The sequence below is a fragment of the Nocardia macrotermitis genome (genome assembly GCF_009604405.1).
GTDB classification, from domain to species: Bacteria; Actinomycetota; Actinomycetes; order Mycobacteriales; family Mycobacteriaceae; genus Nocardia; species Nocardia macrotermitis.
In genome coordinates, this window is the sequence record NZ_WEGK01000017.1 from 88,695 (window position 1) to 105,301 (window position 16,607).

The window sequence follows — 16,607 nt, forward strand, 5'->3', positions numbered from 1 at the left end:
TACTGCGGTAGTCGATCCGATGAGCCGCTCAATCGGACGGTGGTTGCGCCTGCCGGTGCAGGAACGGGCAGCCGCCGGTGGGCACGTCCGATTCGTTGTCGTCGGGCAGGAAGTACTGCCGCCATTCCCGGTTGTCCGCGTCGCCGTAGTTGCCCAGCACCGAGGACGGTTCCAGGCCGTCGTCGAAGGCGACGAGTCGTTTGCGAATTCGCTTGCGCGCCAACTGACCCGCGCGGGTGTCGGGTTTGATGTGCTCGAACACCCACTGCGGTTGGAAGGTGATGTAGAAGATCGGGCTGTACCGGCTGCGGCGCCGCACGTGCGCCGGATTGCTGCACACCACGAACATCGGCGTACCGTCGAAGACGTACTCCCACATGGGATGATCGGTTTCCGGCGGGATGTCCTCGGGCCACGGCACCGCATCGCCGTCGTGCAGGTCCTGCAGGATGTCCCAGAACGTCCGGTAGTAACCGGCCAGCGTGTCGTCGGGTTCCCTGGTCTGGAAGAAGACGATCAGCGAGGTCTCCCGCGAAATCGTCTGGTACATCGCGAGATAACGCCGCAGTATGCCGCGCAGTTCGTCACGCGCGCCGGGATCGTAGAGTTCGTCGATGAAGCCGAAGCGCAATCCCTCGGTCAACGCCCCGCGCACCGCGAAGGTGCACGGAAAACCGTTCTCGGGCAGGCCGATCAGATCCAGCAATTCGGTGCCGTGCTTGATCCCCCATTCGGGCAACTGCCCGAAGGTCATTCGGCGCAGCGCATCGGATTCATCAGGGCCGGAATTACTTTCGATCTCCATCAGATGATCTTTTTCAGTAAGTCATCGGGGATGATCGGCTGGTGGTAGGTGCACACGCCGGACAGCACGGTGGAGCCGTGCAGCCGCGACACCGGAATGAGAATCTTGTCGCCGGTGAACAATTCGATCTTGTGGGTGGCGTTGTTCCAGAAGTGCATCTGCCCCTCCTCGATCATCACCAACCGGTGTTCGTTGTGCACGTGGGTGGTCGAGGTCTCCTCCTCGCTCTCCACGAACGTGTCCAGATCCACGACGATGTTGTTGTCGTCCAGGTAGCGGCTGACCTTGTCCGCGTACTCCTGATGCAGTTCGATCTGATCGGCCCAGCTCAGCTGTGCGGCCAGATCCTCGTGCCACAGTCCGTGCAGGCGTTGTGCGGCAACGAATCCGCGGCGGAAGCCCTGCGGAGCGTCGGTGCCGTAGGAGGTCACCAGGGCGTCGAGGACCTCGGGCAGGAAGGTCTCGAGGTCGACGGTCCAGCCGATCCCCAGATCGAATCCGGCGAAGTTCGTCTCCGCGCCGAGGCCGCGTTCCAGGATCGGCCGCAGCGCGTCGGTGTCGCGCTGTCCGGCCAGGTGCGAAAACGCCGCAGCGCCGACGAGTTCGGGCAGACGTCCCGGATCGGCGGCCAGCGAGAGCAGATGATTGCCGCGCGCGAGCGAGGTGCCCAGCAGCAGCTGCCACTGCCCGCCCGGGGTCTGCGACAGGTTCCCAGCGTTGAGCAGGTCGCGGTACGCCGAACGCAGCGAGATCCAGTGCTGGTACGAACCCAGCAGCGCGGCCTGCACACCGTCCAGGTGGCGCGGGAATTCGCCGATTCCGGTGCGGCCCAACGCCTCCCGCACGGCCGGGACGAAGCCGTGGTACTGCATGGTCACGAAGACGGCGGCTTCTCTTGTGCCGCTGAGCTTTTCGACGAGCTTGGCAGCCTCGGGCGAGCTCTCCGAGAGGCTCCGCGCGGTGGTCCGGACCAGCTCCAGCGCATCCGCTGTGGAAGTCGCGGGCGCCGCGTCGCCTTCGTCCAGGAAATCGAACAGGTGACGTTCGAGCACCGGACGCGCCAGCGCGGACCGGACGCGGTTGTCCCGGCTGTAGAAATCGGCGCGATCCTGATCGACCGTGTCGACCCCGGCGGCGGGCGCGACGAGGGTGGACTCGAGGTCGTAGATGTTGCGCAGCATGCGATGTCCGAGCAGCGCGCTCAGGCGCAGCGCCTTCTCCGGCAGCATCGTGTTGTGGTACTTGACCCAGGCCAGATCGTCGGGTCGCACCGGGCGGCGATACGGGTTGCCGGGCGTGGTGAGTTCGCTCCACTCCGCGGCGCGGAATGCCGGATTCGAGGCGAACGCGACGACGATGGCGTTCGGGTCGGTGGTGTCTGGGAGGTCCGGCAGCGGCCGGTGGACAGTGCCCACGTTGTATCTATCCCTTCGATCACAGGAACCCAGTACGGATCGAACCGTCTAAGGTAATCCTTAGTGAGGCAAGGCTACATTAACAATTTGAAACGTCGGCGTCGAGTCCTTGTGCGGTGTAACCGGGGTAACCTGTTGTGCCGCAGGTGAATAGCCATCCGGTTCTCGGCGCGCATCGGTAGCGCCGCGACGAGAACCGCCGCGGCGCTACCGATGTGGTGAGATCAGAGCTTTCCGAACGCCCCGTCGAACTTGGTCAGCAACCAGGCCGTGGTCCGCGCGGTCGGAAGGCGCAGTGCCGAACTGACATCCGCGTCGGTGGCCAGATAGGTGCCGTGTTGGACGGCGGGCAGCTGTTTGAACAGCGGCTGATCCTCGAGCTGCGCGGCCGCGCCGGGCGTCATGTAACCGACCGAGAGCAGATCCGAACTCAGCAGATCCAGCTTCTCCATGCTGATCTTGCCGTTCAGGCCGCCGAGGCCGCCGGACAGGCCGTGCAGCGCGTCGGGCAGCTTCATGCCCAGGGACTGGAAGAACTTGTTGGCGTTGTCATCCGGGTTGGTGATGACCTCGATATTCGTCGCGTCCACGAAAAGGCTTACGGCGAAGGTCTTTCCGGCCAGCTTCGGATACTTGGCCTTGGCGTCGGCCAGGGCCTTGTCGGTGGCCGCGACGACCGGCTTCGCATCGGCCTCACGTCCCAGCAGCTTGCCGACCAGAGTGGTGTCGTCCTGCCAGGAGTCCAGCGCCCCGGCCTTCAGTGACGGAATGGTCGGCGCGAGCTTGCTGAGCTTGTCGTACTCGTCCTTGGACAGGATCAGGCCGCCGCCCAGGATCAGATCCGGTTGCAGCGCCGCGATCTTCTCCTCCGGCACGGTTCCGCCCGGGCCCAGCGGCAGCTTGGTCACCCCTGCGAGATTCGAATTGCCCTGGTCCCAGGCGTAATCCGCATTCGTCATGGGGTTGGGCAGATAGCCCGCGGGCTTGGTGTCCAGGGCGACCAGCGCGTCGGTGAAGGTCGGGGACAGCGACACGATGCGGGTCGGCTTGTGGGACACCACGGTCTGCCCGAAGGCGTGATCGACGGTGACGGCCTGGTAGGCGGCCGTGCTGGAGGTCGCGGAGTCCGAATCGGCGCTGCCGCACCCCGCGGCGAATGCGATCGCGCCCAGGGCGAGGGTGGTCGCGGCCGCGCGCCGGAAGAGCGAGTGCGTCCGCGGGCGCGGTGTAGTCGGTGAAGCCATGGAGTGCAGTACCTCTCGAGAAAAATCTTACTTAGGTAAGGCAATCCTATAATGGTCACTCGTTCAGGTAAAGATCGTCGAAGCGGGATGGGCTGTCCCGGTGGATTGCCCATCCCGCCTCGGTCGTGCGCGATCCGGTCAGATCGACGGTTCGCTGGCGCGCTCGCGCAACCGCCAGGACCGCGCCCGCTGCTGTTCCCGCCAGAACCGGGCGTATTCGCCGTCGGCGGCGAAAAGCTCGGTGTGCGAACCGGATTCGATCACCCGGCCGCCGCGCAGATACACCACGTGGTCGGCGTCGGCGATGGTGGAGAGCTGGTGCGCGATGATCAGCAGGGTGCGGCCGCGGCCCAATTCGCCCAGGGCCGCGGCGATCGCGGCCTCGTTGCGGGCGTCCAGCGCCGAGGACGCCTCGTCCAGCAGCACGATCGGCGCGTCCTTGAGCAGTGCGCGCGCGATCGAAACCCGTTGCCGCTCACCGCCGGACAGAATGCTGCCGCCCGCGCCGACCGGATGCTGCCACCCCTGCGGCAGCCGTTCGACGATGGAATCGACCTGGGCCAGGCTCGCGGCCCGGCGGACCTCCTCCTCGGTGGCGTCCGGTTTGCCGACGCGGATGTTCGCCTCGAGCGTGTCGTCGAAGAGGTAGACATCCTGCGGTACCAACGCGATTCGGTCCATCAGGTCCTCGCCGCGCAGATCCCGCACGTCCACGCCGTCGATCCGCACGCTGCCCGAATTCGCGTCCCAGAACCGGGCCACCAGGTTCACGATGGTGGTCTTACCCGAGCCGGACGGGCCGACCAGCGCGGTGGTGCTGCCCGCGGGCACGGTGATGTTCACCTCGGAGAGCACGTCGATACCCTCGCGGTAGCCGAAGCGCACGTCGCGCAGTTCGATGGCGTTGCCGGTGCTGTTGGCCTTCGCCGAGGAATCCGGTTCGACCAGTTCGGGATGCGACAGCAGCGCGTCGATGCGACCCAGTCCGGCGGCGGTGCCGCCGAGCATCAGCAGTGCGGTGGAGATCTTGCCGATCGGGCGCAGCGCCCAGATGCCGAAGACCGCCGCGGTGATCAGTCGCGCGAGCTCGCTCGGGCCCAGATGCCAAGCGCCACTGCCGATCACGACCGTCACCGCGAGCACGATGACGAAGCCGAGCTGCACGCTCAGCTCGCCGACATTGAGTCCGGCGGTGGCCCGCAGGATCTGCTTGTTGGTGCTCGCGTGCCGGTGGCGCAATGCCGCGGACAACTCGCCCAGGCCCCGATCCTCGCGGCCGCTGGCGCGCAGCACGGGCTGGGTCTGGGAGAACTCGATCAGCCGGGCGTTGGCGTCGGCGACCGCCGCGGCCTCCTCGGCGTCCGCCCGCGCGATCGGCCCGGTGGTCGCGCGTTGCAGCGCCCACAGCAGCGGCACCACGATCAGCACCGCGATCGCGATCGGCCAGTCCAGGAACAGCACGACCACCAGCACGATCACCGGCGGAATGACCGTCTCGGCAATGGCTTTCAGCGCCATGACCACGCCCAGGGGCGCCTGGCTGCCGCCGGTGACCAGCGCGGTCACCGAACCCGCGCTGGTGGAGTCGAACCAGCCCAGCGGCAGCGCGATGATCTTGTCGGCCAGCCGGGCGAACAGCTCCCGGCGCAGCGTCGCGGCCACGTGCGTGCCGAGGTGTTCCATGACCGCGTTGACCACCCAGTAGCCCGCGACCACCACCGCGAGCGGGATCAGCCACAGCCCGGCCGCGCCGGTGTCGCGGCGCAGCAGCGCCAGCAGCACCGGAATGCACAGTGCCACAGCTATTCCCTCGAGTACCGCGTTCCCGGCGCTCGCGGCGATGAGCAGCCGGATGCGTCGGCGTGCGGCCGCGCTGAAGATCTTGTCGAGAAGGGCGATCATGCGCGCGCTCCGATCGTGGTGGTCTGCAACTGCCAGAGCTTGGCGTATTCGCCTGCGGCGTCGAGTAATTCCTGATGGGTGCCGCGTTCGGTGACCGCGCCGTCCACCAGTACCGCGATCTGATCGGCGTGCACGACCGTGTGCAGGCGGTGCGCGATGACCAGCAGGGTGCGGCCGCGGGCCAGCTCGGAGAGCGCATCTTGCACTGCCGCTTCGGATTCCGGGTCGGCGTAGGCGGTGGCCTCGTCCAGCACCAGGATCGGGGTGTCGGCCAGCAGGGTGCGGGCGATGCTGAGGCGTTGGCGTTCGCCGCCGGACAGGGCCGCGTCCTCGCCCAGGACGGTGTCGTAGCCGTCGGGCAGGGCCAGGATCCGGTCGTGGATCTGGGCGGCACGGGCTACGCGTTCGATATCGTCCCGGGTCGCGTCGGGGCGGGCCAGGGCGATGTTGTCGCGCACGGTGGCGCGCAGCAGGGAAACATCCTGGAAGACGAATCCGACTGTGCCGTAGAGGCTCTGGGCGTCCAGAGTGGAGATCGGCACACCGTCGATCTCGATACTGCCGTCGGTCGGGTCGTAGAAGCGGGCGAGCAGTTGGCCGATGGTCGACTTGCCCGCACCCGACGGGCCGACCAGCGCGGTCATGGTGCCCGGTGCGAGTTCCAGGTCCAAACCCTGCAGGACCGTGCGCTGCCCGTCGTAGGAGAAGCTCACGTTCTTCATCGAAACCCGCCGTGCGCCTTCGGTTTCCGGGAGCGTCGCGGGCGTCGTGGGCTCGGCCATCTGCGGCACGTCCAGGATCTGGCCGATGCGGTCGGCCATCGCCTGCGCCTTGTCCGGCATCGGGATGCCGATGCGCAGCTTGGGCAGGATCAGGTTCAGATACAGGGGAGTGGTGACGTCGAACAGCGTCAGGCCCAGCAGCAGGAACGCGATGATGTTGACCGGCTTGGCATCCCAGGTGGCCAGCAGCAGCGTGGCCAGCGCCAGCACGATCAGCGCGACCGTGCCCGGGGCGACCGTGGCGCGGGTGCAGGCGCGCAGGGTGGAGATGTTGTCGGTCAAGTTCTCGTCGGCGTCGGCGTATTCGGCGGCCGCGCGGCGGAACCGGGCGTGCGCGCCGTAGGCGGTGTCCGGGGTGGGGTCACCGTCCTCGTCGGCGCGATGGAACACCTTGGAGACGGTGATGCCCTGCACGAGTTCGACCGCCGCGGAACCCATCTGCGCCGACGCGCCCGCCACCGCGCCGTAGGCGGGAATGATCTTGCGGGTCAGGAAGTTTCGGATCAGCTGTGCGACGGTGACCAGTGCGACCACGGCCAGTGCGAGCCGCCAGTCCAGCACGAACAGGTAGACGACCACGACGAGTCCGGCCACCACCGAACCGGCGAGTTCGGGTTTGCGGTGCGCGACCTCCTCGTGCAGGCCCGCCACGTCGTCCTGGACGACGGCCTTGGTCTTACCGGCCGCGTCCGAGGAGTACCAGCCCAGCGGGAGACGGGCCAGATGGCCGGCCAGCCGCATCCGCAGCGACAGGCCCAGATCGGCGTCGGCGCGGTGCGCGACGATCGAGGAGGCGATACCGCACAGCGCGCCCAGCACCAGTGCGACCGCCGCGACCAGCACCCAGGTCCACAGGTGTGCGCGCGAGGCGGGGCCGTCCAGGATCAGCCCGGCGATGCTCACCGTGGCGATGACCGGGACGACCGCGAGCGCCGCGGACAGCGACTCGGCGACCGCCGCGACCGTGACGGGCCCGCGTACCTGTGCTGTCAACGTTTCGACGCGGTGTCGAGCGTCGTTGGGTACCATTGGAACTCCCTTGTGGTCACGACGTTGCTGCGCCTCGGGAACGCAATGCGCGGAGCCGTGGAACCGTTTGCGATCTTTGGTTAGGCTAAGCTTAACTCAAACGTCGCGGCGTGGAGCGACGCCCGCTCACCAGGAGGAATCCCGTGCCGTCGATGCCCGGATTACTGGCCACCCTCACCGAGAAATCCTTCGGCCATCGCGCGAATGTCGCCGCGATCGAGCAGGTCTCGCCCAATTTCCGCCGCATGGAGCTGCGGGTCGAGCCGCTCAAATCGGGCTGGAAAGCGGGCCAGGACGTGCAGTTCCGGATCGATGACAACACCTTCCGCCACTATTCGGTGATGAGTGTGGATGATTCGGGCACGACGATCTCGGTGCTGTTCCATCTCGGCGTCGACGGCCCCGGCAGCCGTTGGGCCGCGGCCCGCGCCACCGGCGACGAGATGATCGTCCTCGGCATGAACACCCCCGAACCCAAACGCCCGGCCGCCGAACACCTCTACCTCGGTGACGGTTCCGCCGTCGGCACCGTCCACGGCCTCGCCGCGAAACAGAACGTCGGCGGGACGGCCTCGGGCGCGGTCGAGGTCCCCGCCGAGGACCTCGAAGCCCTCACCCCCCTCCTCCCCGGCATCGACGTCCTGCCCGCCGCCCCCATCCCCGGCGACGCGATCGCCACCTGGCTCGAAGCATCCACCCCCTGCTGCGCCGCCGCCTCCCTCTTCGGCCACGCCCAATCCATCCAACGCCAACGCCGAATCCTCTTGGACCACAACACTTTGCCCCGCAAGGCAATCGCCACGAAGCCCTACTGGGCAACTGGCAAAGTCGGCTTGTAGACATCCGGCCGCCATCAACCGCGTGGCTCATTTGTTCGTGGACCCTGTGTGGGCGGCTGTATTGCGGAGTCGGCAAGCGGGATCGACCGCTTGTCTTCGGTGCGTGTTGGATGAATGGCTCTGGGGCGCATTCGGTGGCTGTGCCGCCCGCGCGGACCACCGGATCGGCGTGACCACCGAATGTGGACCGGAGTCAGATGAATTATGTTGTTGGACTGTGTGATTCAGCTGGCGGGGAGTGGTGCGGTCGGGGCGTCGGCGCGGCGGCGGCCGATCGGGACGATCAAGGGGCGGCCTGAGATGGGGTCCTCTATCAGGTGGGATTCCAGGTGGAAGACGTTGCGCAGCAAGGCGGTATCGATGATTTCCTGCGGGGGGCCGGAGGCGGCGATGCGGCCGTCGGTCATGACGACCAGGCGGTCGCTGTAGCGGACGGCGAGGTTGAGGTCGTGCAGGACCATCACGATGGTGCGGCCGAGTTCGGTGGAGAGGTCCTGGACCAGATCGAGGACCTCGACGGCGTGGGCGAGGTCGAGGTAGGTGGTGGGTTCGTCCAGGAGCAGGATGTCGGTGCCCTGGGCCAGGGCCATGGAGATCCAGGCGCGTTGGCGTTGTCCGCCGGAGAGTTGTTCGACGGGGCGGTCGGCCAGGTCGGCGATGCCGGTTCGGTCCAGGGCCGCGGCTACTTCGGCCTGGTCGTCGGCGGACCACTGGCGTAGCCACGACTGGTGCGGGTGGCGGCCGCGGGCGACCAGATCGGCGACGGTCAGGCCGTCCGGGGCCAGGGGAGTCTGCGGGAGCATCGCGATGGTGCGGGCCACGTCTCGGGGGCGCATGTCGGCAATGGGCTTGTCGTTCAGCAGGATTCGGCCCGCCGATGGGGTCAGCAGGCGGCCCAGGGCACGCAGCAGCGTGGATTTTCCGCAGCCGTTGGGGCCGATGATCGTGGTCACCCGACCGGGCGGGATGTCCAGGCTCAGGCCGTCGAGGACGGTGTGGTCGCCGTAGCCGAGGGTGATCTCCCGGGCGGAGAGTTGCGCGGTCACACCGATGCCTTTCGATTGCTGCGGACGAGCGAATACAACAGGTAGCAGCCGCCGAATCCGGCGGTCACGACGCCGACCGGCAGATCCTGGGGCAGGATCGCGCGGGCGAGCAGATCGCTGCCGGTGACCAGCACGCTGCCGGTCAGGGCCGAGCCGAACAGCGGTTCGCCCGCGGTCCGGGTGATCCGGCGCGCGATCTGCGGTGTGGCCAGTGCGACGAAGGCGACCGGACCGCAGGCCGAGGTCGCCAGGGCGGCGAGCGCGGCCGCGGCGGTCAGCAGCAGGCCCTGATTCCACTGCACCCGCACACCGAGCGACCGCGCGATCTCCGGACCGAAGCGCAGCGCCGCCAGCGACCGCGCCGCGCTCAGGGTGATCGCCAGCACGATCACGAAAGCCGCTGCGGTGGGCCAGAATCGGGTCCAGCTGGTGTCGTCGAGCGAGCCGTTGAGCCAGACCTGGGCCCGGCCGATGTCCTGGATCTGCGCCGAGACCAGCAGCCAGCCGACGCCCGCGACCAGGATCGCGTTGACGCCGATGCCGATGAGTACCAGGCGAAATCCCGCGACTTCACCGCCCCGCCAGGCGAACAGGTAGATCGCGGCCGCGGTGAGCAGACCGCCGCCCAGCGCGGCCAGCGGGACGCCGAACACGCTGGCGGCGAACGCGCCACCGGCGACCGTCGTGGCGGTGGCGGCCAGGCTCGCGCCCGCGGTGATGCCGAGCAGATCCGGTGCGGCCAGCGGGTTACGCAGGATCGATTGGGTGATCGCGCCCGCCAGACCCAGTGCGGCGCCGACGATCGGCGCGGTCGCGGTGCGCGGCATCCGCAGTTCCCAGACGATGAACCGCAGTGCGCCGTTACCGCCGCCGGACAGCGCATTCAGCAACTGCGGCAACGGAATCGGGTCGCCGCCGAGCCAGACGTCCAGGACCGCCAGGACGACCAACAGCACCGCGAGCGCCAGGAACGCGGTCAGCACGCCCGGTCGGCGCACCACCGAGATCGGGCCGATCCGGACCGCGGGACGTTGTCGGAGAACGGGTTTCGCGTCGGAGGCGACGCCCGAGTCGCTCACAGCGTCACCAACTTCCGCCGCCGCACCAGCGCGATGAACACCGGCGCTCCGCAGATCGCGAGCGTGATGCCGACCTGAACCTCGCCGGGCCGGGCGATCAGCCGCCCGACCGTGTCGGCGAGGACCAGCAGAATCGCGCCGAGCAGTCCCGAATACGGCAGCAGCCAGCGCTGATCCGGTCCGGTGACCGACCGGGCGAGGTGCGGGACGACCAGTCCCACGAAGGCGATCGGCCCGCAGGCCGCGGTCGCCGCGCCCGACAGCAGCACGACCGCGAGCAGCCCCGAACCCTTGGCGAGCCCGACCTTCACCCCGAGTGCGCGCGCCACATCCTCGCCGAGACTCAACGCGTTCAGTCCCCGTCCCGCGAACAGCGCGATGACCACGCCGACCACCAGGAACGGCAGCACATCCCGGAACACGTCGAATCCGCGTCCGGCCGCCGACCCGACCACCCAGAACCGGTAGGTGTCCAGCGTCGCGGTATCGGTCAGGACCAGGGCGTTGGTCAGCGCCTGGAGCAGGAACGTCACCGCCGCACCGGCCAGTGCCAGACTCAGCGGACTCGCCGTCCCCGACCGCGTCCCCAGCGCCGCGACCGCGAACACCGCGACCCCCGCGAGCGCCGACCCGGCCAGCGCGAACCACACATAACCACTCGGCGTCCCCACCCCGAACACGTGAATCCCCAGCACCGCCAGGAACGCCGCCCCCGAATTCAGTCCGAGCAGCCCCGGATCGGCGAGCGGATTACGCGTGAACCCCTGGATCAACGCCCCCGCCAACCCGAGCGCCATCCCGACCGTCAACCCCAGCACGGTCCGCGGAATCCGCAGCGACCGAACGATTTCCGCATCCACCCCACCCCCCGACCCGACCACCGCACCCCATACGTCCCCCGGCGAAACGGTCCGCGCCCCCAACGCCACACTCGCCACCACAACCACCCCCAACACCACAACCAACACGCCCAACCCGACAATCCGCCGCCGCCGAACGCGCCCCGCCAACGCCCTCGCCCGCCCCGACGCATCCGGCGGCGTCGTATCCAGTGCCCCGGTCACGTCAACTCCTCACGAGTCCAATCTTGGTAAGCCTAACCTTATATCAGCCACCCTATTCCTTGATTGCTCACCCGTGAGGCCACTCTTCCGTCGAGGACTGTATTCAGTGTATACAGAGTATATGTCACCTGCGTCACGCAAGTCCGGTTCGAAGGACGATGTTGCCAGTCAGTTGCGTGTTGCGATTGTCGAAGGGGTTTATCCGCCTGGGCATCGGTTGGTTCAGGAGGAGTTGGCGGATCGGTTCGGGGTTTCGCGAATTCCGTTGCGGGAGGCCATTCGTACGCTCGAGGGGGAGGGGCTGCTGCGGTCCGAGCCGGGGCGCGGCACCTATGTGACCGCGTTGGACATCGAGGAGATCGACGAGATCTACGATCTGCGGCGGCTGATCGAACCGAGTTTCGCGGGGCATGTGACCGAGCGGGTGTCGCGGCGGGACGTGACGCGGTTCGAGGCGATGGCGACGCAGATGGACGGTGTCGCGGAGATCGGCGCGGCCGCCTGGTCGCGCACGAATCTGGCCTTCCACCTGGACATGTACCGGCTGTCGGGGCTGCCGCTGCGGTACGAGTTCATCTCGCAGATGTACCACCGGCTCGAGCCCTACTCGCGTTTCTACGTGCACGGCACCTGCGCGTACGACCGGGTGCAGGACGAGCACAAGGCGATGGTGCGGGCGCTGGCCGACGGTGACGCCGACGCGCTGGCCGCACAGATCCTCGCGCACATCGACGGCGGTCAGACCGGACTGCATCACGCGTGGGAGCACTCCGCGGACGAGATGCGGCTGTATTGGAGGAGCAACGTATGAGCGTGCGAGTGTACCTGGACACCGATATCGGTGAGGGGTTCGGTGTCTGGGGCAACGACGACGAATCCGAGTTGATGGGGCTGGTCTCGGCGGCGAACATCGCGTGCGGATTCCACGCCGGTGATCCGGATATCCTGCGCCGCACCACAACTCTGGCCGCCGAGCGCGGTGTGTCGGTGGGCGCGCAGGTGTCGTATCGGGATCTGGTCGGGTTCGGCCGCCGGTTCATCGACGTGGCCCGCGAGACGCTGGTCAACGACATCGTCTATCAGATCGGCGCATTGCAGGCGTTCGCCCGGATCGCGGGGACCGAGGTGACCTATGTGAAGGCGCACGGTGCGCTGTACAACGTCGCTGCGGACAATGTGGAACAGGCCGCGGCGATCGTCGAGGCGGTCGAAATCGTCGATCCCGCAATGCCGTTGCTGTGTCAGTACGACACCGAGGTGTGGAATCGCGCTCTGGAACGCGGAATCACCCCGATCGCAGAGGTTTTCGTAGATCGCGGCTATACGTCCCAGGGGCGCTTGGTATCTCGGAAGCATACCGACGCATTGCTGACCGATGTCGAGGCCGCCGCGCGTCGTGCGGTATCGATGGTTGTCGAGCGGACCGTGATCTCGGTCGACGGTGAGCGCGCACCGGTCGCCCCGGCCGATGCCCCTGCCCTGGCGCTGTGCGTGCACAGCGATACCCCCGGCGCGGTGGCCATGGCTCGCGCCACCAGAGAGGCATTGTCGGAGAACGGCTTTCGGCTCGAGCCGATCGGCTTCTCCCGATGAACTCGGCATTCGCCCCGGCAGTGCACCGGGCGGGCGATCGCGGCTGGCTCGTCGACGTCCCGCCCGAGCGCATCGCCGCCCTGGTACCGGAGTTCCGGCGTCGCGAATGGTTCTGCGCCGTACAGGATCTCGTGCCCGCGGCCGCCTCGATCCTGGTAGTCGCGCATTCGGCAGGGGAGATGCCCGGACTCCGCGCCCACATCGACACGCTGCTGGGTGAATTCGACGCGACGACAGCCGCTACCCGCGACGACGGTGCGGCACTGGTGGTTCCGGTCGTCTACGACGGCGAGGATCTCGACTACGTGGCCGAGTCGCTGGGCCTGGATCACGAGCGAATCGTGCGCGCGCACACCGACGCCACCCACCGGGTCGGATTCTTCGGCTTCGCACCGGGATTCGCGTACATCGACGGCACCGCGACCCAGCTGTCGTTGCCGCGCAGGTCCTCGCCACGTCCCCGGGTCGCCGCGGGCGCGGTCGCCATCGCGGGCACGCAGACCGTCGTCTACCCGGGCGGTACGCCGGGCGGCTGGCACATCATCGGGCACACCGAGGAACTGCTCTGGAATATCGAGTGGGACAACCCGAGTCGGCTCGCGGTCGGTGACCGGATCACCTTTCGGGCGGTGGCGTGATGACCGCGATGCTGCACACCCGGACGCGCCCGGATACCGCCGAGACCACCGCCCGACTGCACATCATCGCCGCCGGCATGTACACGACCATTCAGGACTCCGGCCGTCCGGGCCTGGCGCACTTGGGAATCGGCGCGTGCGGTCCGGCCGATCGCGGCGCGGCGGCACTGGCGAACCGGCTGGTCGGCAATCCCGAAGGCACGGCCGTGCTGGAGAATCTGCTCGGCGGTCTGAGCTTCACCGCGACGGTTCCCCGGTACGTATCGGTGACCGGTGCGGCGGCCGAGGTTCGGGTCGACGGGCGAATCGTCGCGGAGCCGCAACGTCTGTATCTTCGTGCGGGACAACGTATATCCGTCGCTCGTCCAACCCTGGGCCTGCGCGTCTGTGTCGCGGTGGCCGGGGGAGTCGCCGGTGCGCGGGTCTTCTCCTCCTGCGCTACCGATTCGCTGTCCGGCCTGGGCCCCGCACCCGTGCGTGCCGGAGACACCCTCGAACTCGGTGTGCCCGTGGCGGATCCGCCGTACGCCCGACTCGAGCTGATCGGCCGATCGCTGCCGACCGGTGTGATCGACCTCGGATTCCACTGGGGACCAAGGCATTACATGTTCACCGAGGCGGACACCCGGGCACTGATCTCGACCGTCTGGTCGGTGGGGGTGGACAGCAATCGCGTCGGCGTCCGGCTCTCCGGCCCACCCCTGTACATCGGCGCGGTGCACATGCCCAGTGAAGGCATGCCGCTCGGCGCGATCCAGGTCCCGCCTTCGGGAGAACCGATCGTCTTCCTGGCGGATCATCCCGTGACCGGCGGTTATCCGGTCATCGGAGTCGTCACCGAAAGCGACCTCGATCTACTCGCCCAAGCGCCACCCGGCTCACGGGTGTCGTTCTCGCCGCTGGCCGGAACCTGACCCACGGCAACGCATGTCGGACCTCGAAGAGAGTAAGGAGCCCCCTCGCCGCCCGACCACGGGCCCGGCGAAGACCTCACACGTCAATCGGCAACGTGGCGAACGCATCCTGCCCCGGACACTCGACCACGGTGCGCCTCTCGACATCACCACTATCCACGGAGAAGCTACCATGACCACCTCAGTCGCCGCCGCACCGCCGGACGCGCGGACCCCGAATCGCTTGCACCCCAGGCGAGCCGCGCTCGCGGCCACCGCCGGGACCGCGGTCGAATACTACGAATTCGGCGTCTACGGCTATCTCGCGGTCATCATCGGCCCGCGATTCTTTCCCAGTGACAATCCGACGGCCTCGCTGCTGTCCACGCTGGCGGTCTTCGGCAGCGCCTTCCTGATGCGTCCGCTGGGCGGAATAGTGCTGGGGCGCTTGGGCGATCGGATCGGCCGCAAACCCGTGCTGATCACCACGGTCGTGGGGATGGGCTCGGCGACGGCCATCGTGGGCCTGCTGCCGACCGCCGCGAGCATCGGCATCTTCGCGCCGCTCGCACTGCTGATCGTGCGTCTGGCGCAGGGCTTCTTCGCGGGAGGTGAGGTAACCGGTTCGGCCACTTACCTTTCCGAGTCCGCGCCCGCCGGACGCCGCGGCTTCTTCGGCGCCTTCACCCCGGTCGGCGTCGCCATCGGCGGTGGCGCAGCGGCATTGGTGGCCGGACTCACCTCGACGCTGCTCACCGAGGACCAGTTGCGCGAGTTCGGCTGGCGAATTCCCTTCGTGCTCGCGCTGCCGCTGATCGCGGTGACCCTGCTCGCGCGGCGCAAACTGGAGGACTCGCACGCCTTCGTCGCCGAATCCGGGAATCCTGCCAAAGCGCCACTGCGCGAGGCGATCACCGAGCACACCGGTGCGCTGGTGCGGGTCATCTTCCTGTCGATCGGCTCGAATACCGGTTACTGGGTCGGCCTGGTCTTCATGAACATCTACCTGACCACGTACCTGGGGTATTCCAAGTCGAACACGTTCTGGATCATGGGCGCGATCAACCTGTTCGTCGCGGTGCTGATGCCGATCTTCGGCGCGCTGTCCGATCGGGTCGGCCGCAAACGCGTCATCGCGATCGGCTTCCTCGGTTACGCGATCCTGGTGCTGCCCACCATGATCGCGATGGATCAGGGCAGTTTCGCGCTGGCCGTGGGCGCGATGGTGGTGTTGGCGCTGCCGATGCCGATCGTGCAGTCCGTCACCTATCCGACCTACGCCGAACAGTTCCCGACCCGGGTGCGGTACACCGGCCTGTCGCTGTCGTTCAATATCGGCACGATCGTGGGCGGCGGTCTGACGCCGTATCTGGCGACGTATCTGATCGATCGCGCCGGCAGCCTGCTGACTCCCGGTTTCCTGCTCATCATCGCGGTGGTGCTCGCGCTGATCGCGCTGGTGAGCGTTCGCGACTCGTCGAAAGGGAAGGCGCAGTGACGAATTCGGCGCCCGTGGTTCCCGAGAGTCCCGCGCGGTTGCGCCGGTCCATCGCCGACGGCATCTGGACCGGCCCGACCGCGGGCATCCTGGACGGATATCAGCAGGCGAACCTTGTCGTCGTACCCGCCTCGGCCGCAACGGAATTCGCCGAATACTGCGCGGCCAATCCGTCGGTGTGCCCGCTGCTGGCCGCGTCCGAACCGGGTGATCCGGAGCTCACCTACGACGGCTGCACCGTCGACGTGCGGACCATGGTGCCGCGCTATCGGGTGTGGGAGAACGGCGAACTCGCCGACGAGCCGTCGGATCTGACCCCTTGGTGGCGTACGGATTCGGTGGCCTTCGCGCTCGGTTGCAGCCATACGCTGGACGGGCCGTTGCGGCGCGTGGGTATCCCCGTCGCGGTCACCGCGCCGCCGGTGTATATCACCAGCCGCACGACCGTCGGTTCGACACGGTTCGACGGTCCCGTGGCGGTCAGTATGCGCCCCGTCGACAACGCGCTGATCGATACCGCGATCGAGGTCACCGCGGCACTGCCCACCGGACACGGCGCGCCGGTGCACGTCGGCGATCCGGCCGCGATCGGCCTGACCGACCTCGCCTCGCCCGATTTCGGGGTGTTCCCCGGCATCGCGCCGAATCGGACGCCGGTGTTCTGGAATTGCGGTGTCACACCGCAACTCGCGCTCGCCGGGGCCGGGCTGGCGTACGCGGCGACGCACTATCCGGGGCACATGCTCGTCCTGGACACGGTGGTCGCGTCGTGACATCCAT

The 16,607-nt window shown here is 67.8% G+C and carries 15 protein-coding genes; 7 read left to right on the forward strand and 8 right to left on the reverse strand.

Going from position 1 to position 16,607, the window contains the following annotated elements; genetic code table 11:
- Nucleotides 1-28: 28 nt before the first annotated feature.
- From NRB20_RS30715 to NRB20_RS30735, 5 genes are all read right to left on the reverse strand, one after another.
- Nucleotides 29-805 (reverse strand): YqcI/YcgG family protein, encoded by a 777-nt coding sequence (locus NRB20_RS30715; protein ID WP_153414908.1) that lies wholly within the window; start codon nt 803-805, stop codon nt 29-31.
- Nucleotides 805-2,220, reverse strand: coding sequence for a cupin domain-containing protein (locus tag NRB20_RS30720; RefSeq protein WP_153414909.1), 1,416 nt, complete (start codon nt 2,218-2,220; stop codon nt 805-807). Before NRB20_RS30720 ends, NRB20_RS30715 begins: the two co-directional genes overlap by 1 nt.
- A gap of 224 nt (nt 2,221-2,444) precedes the next feature.
- Nucleotides 2,445-3,464: an ABC transporter substrate-binding protein gene (locus NRB20_RS30725; RefSeq protein WP_153414910.1), complete on the reverse strand. Its 1,020-nt coding sequence runs from the start codon at nt 3,462-3,464 to the stop codon at nt 2,445-2,447.
- A gap of 138 nt (nt 3,465-3,602) precedes the next feature.
- Nucleotides 3,603-5,366: an ABC transporter ATP-binding protein gene (locus tag NRB20_RS30730; protein ID WP_153414911.1), complete on the reverse strand. Its 1,764-nt coding sequence runs from the start codon at nt 5,364-5,366 to the stop codon at nt 3,603-3,605.
- Nucleotides 5,363-7,177, reverse strand: a complete 1,815-nt coding sequence (locus tag NRB20_RS30735; RefSeq protein ID WP_153414912.1) for an ABC transporter ATP-binding protein — start codon at nt 7,175-7,177, stop codon at nt 5,363-5,365. The genes NRB20_RS30730 and NRB20_RS30735 overlap by 4 nt, the downstream gene beginning before the upstream one ends.
- Before the next feature lie 143 nt (nt 7,178-7,320).
- Between NRB20_RS30735 and NRB20_RS30740 the strand changes: the two genes are divergently transcribed.
- Entirely contained in the window at nt 7,321-8,016 is a 696-nt protein-coding gene (locus tag NRB20_RS30740) for a siderophore-interacting protein (RefSeq protein WP_153414913.1), read from the forward strand.
- Nucleotides 8,017-8,240: 224 nt separating this feature from the next.
- Here NRB20_RS30740 and NRB20_RS30745 read toward each other — a convergent pair whose 3' ends face one another.
- The 3 genes from NRB20_RS30745 to NRB20_RS30755 are packed head-to-tail and all read right to left on the reverse strand — an operon-like array spanning nt 8,241 to nt 11,205.
- Nucleotides 8,241-9,062, reverse strand: coding sequence for an ABC transporter ATP-binding protein (locus tag NRB20_RS30745; RefSeq protein ID WP_319945605.1), 822 nt, complete (start codon nt 9,060-9,062; stop codon nt 8,241-8,243).
- Entirely contained in the window at nt 9,059-10,141 is a 1,083-nt protein-coding gene (locus tag NRB20_RS30750; protein ID WP_319945606.1) for a FecCD family ABC transporter permease, read from the reverse strand. The genes NRB20_RS30745 and NRB20_RS30750 overlap by 4 nt, the downstream gene beginning before the upstream one ends.
- Nucleotides 10,138-11,205, reverse strand: coding sequence for a FecCD family ABC transporter permease (locus NRB20_RS30755; RefSeq protein WP_319945607.1), 1,068 nt, complete (start codon nt 11,203-11,205; stop codon nt 10,138-10,140). Before NRB20_RS30755 ends, NRB20_RS30750 begins: the two co-directional genes overlap by 4 nt.
- A gap of 121 nt (nt 11,206-11,326) precedes the next feature.
- On the opposite strand from NRB20_RS30755, the gene NRB20_RS30760 reads away from it, so the two are divergent.
- The 6 genes from NRB20_RS30760 (at nt 11,327) to NRB20_RS30785 (ending at nt 16,600) form a co-directional block, all read left to right on the forward strand.
- On the forward strand, nt 11,327-12,016 hold the full coding sequence (locus NRB20_RS30760) for a GntR family transcriptional regulator (RefSeq protein WP_153414914.1): 690 nt from the start codon (nt 11,327-11,329) through the stop codon (nt 12,014-12,016).
- Nucleotides 12,013-12,798, forward strand: a complete 786-nt coding sequence (locus tag NRB20_RS30765) for a LamB/YcsF family protein (protein ID WP_153414915.1) — start codon at nt 12,013-12,015, stop codon at nt 12,796-12,798. Before NRB20_RS30760 ends, NRB20_RS30765 begins: the two co-directional genes overlap by 4 nt.
- On the forward strand, nt 12,795-13,436 hold the full coding sequence (locus tag NRB20_RS30770) for a 5-oxoprolinase subunit B family protein (protein WP_153414916.1): 642 nt from the start codon (nt 12,795-12,797) through the stop codon (nt 13,434-13,436). Before NRB20_RS30765 ends, NRB20_RS30770 begins: the two co-directional genes overlap by 4 nt.
- Nucleotides 13,436-14,350 (forward strand): 5-oxoprolinase subunit C family protein, encoded by a 915-nt coding sequence (locus tag NRB20_RS30775; RefSeq protein WP_227834032.1) that lies wholly within the window; start codon nt 13,436-13,438, stop codon nt 14,348-14,350. Before NRB20_RS30770 ends, NRB20_RS30775 begins: the two co-directional genes overlap by 1 nt.
- Before the next feature lie 172 nt (nt 14,351-14,522).
- The gene (locus NRB20_RS30780) at nt 14,523-15,827 is read left to right on the forward strand and encodes an MFS transporter (protein WP_153414917.1); all 1,305 of its coding nucleotides are present in this window, start codon (nt 14,523-14,525) and stop codon (nt 15,825-15,827) included.
- A complete protein-coding gene (locus tag NRB20_RS30785) occupies nt 15,824-16,600 on the forward strand; it encodes a D-glutamate cyclase family protein (RefSeq protein ID WP_319945608.1) in 777 nt (258 codons plus the stop codon). Before NRB20_RS30780 ends, NRB20_RS30785 begins: the two co-directional genes overlap by 4 nt.
- Nucleotides 16,601-16,607 lie beyond the last annotated feature (7 nt).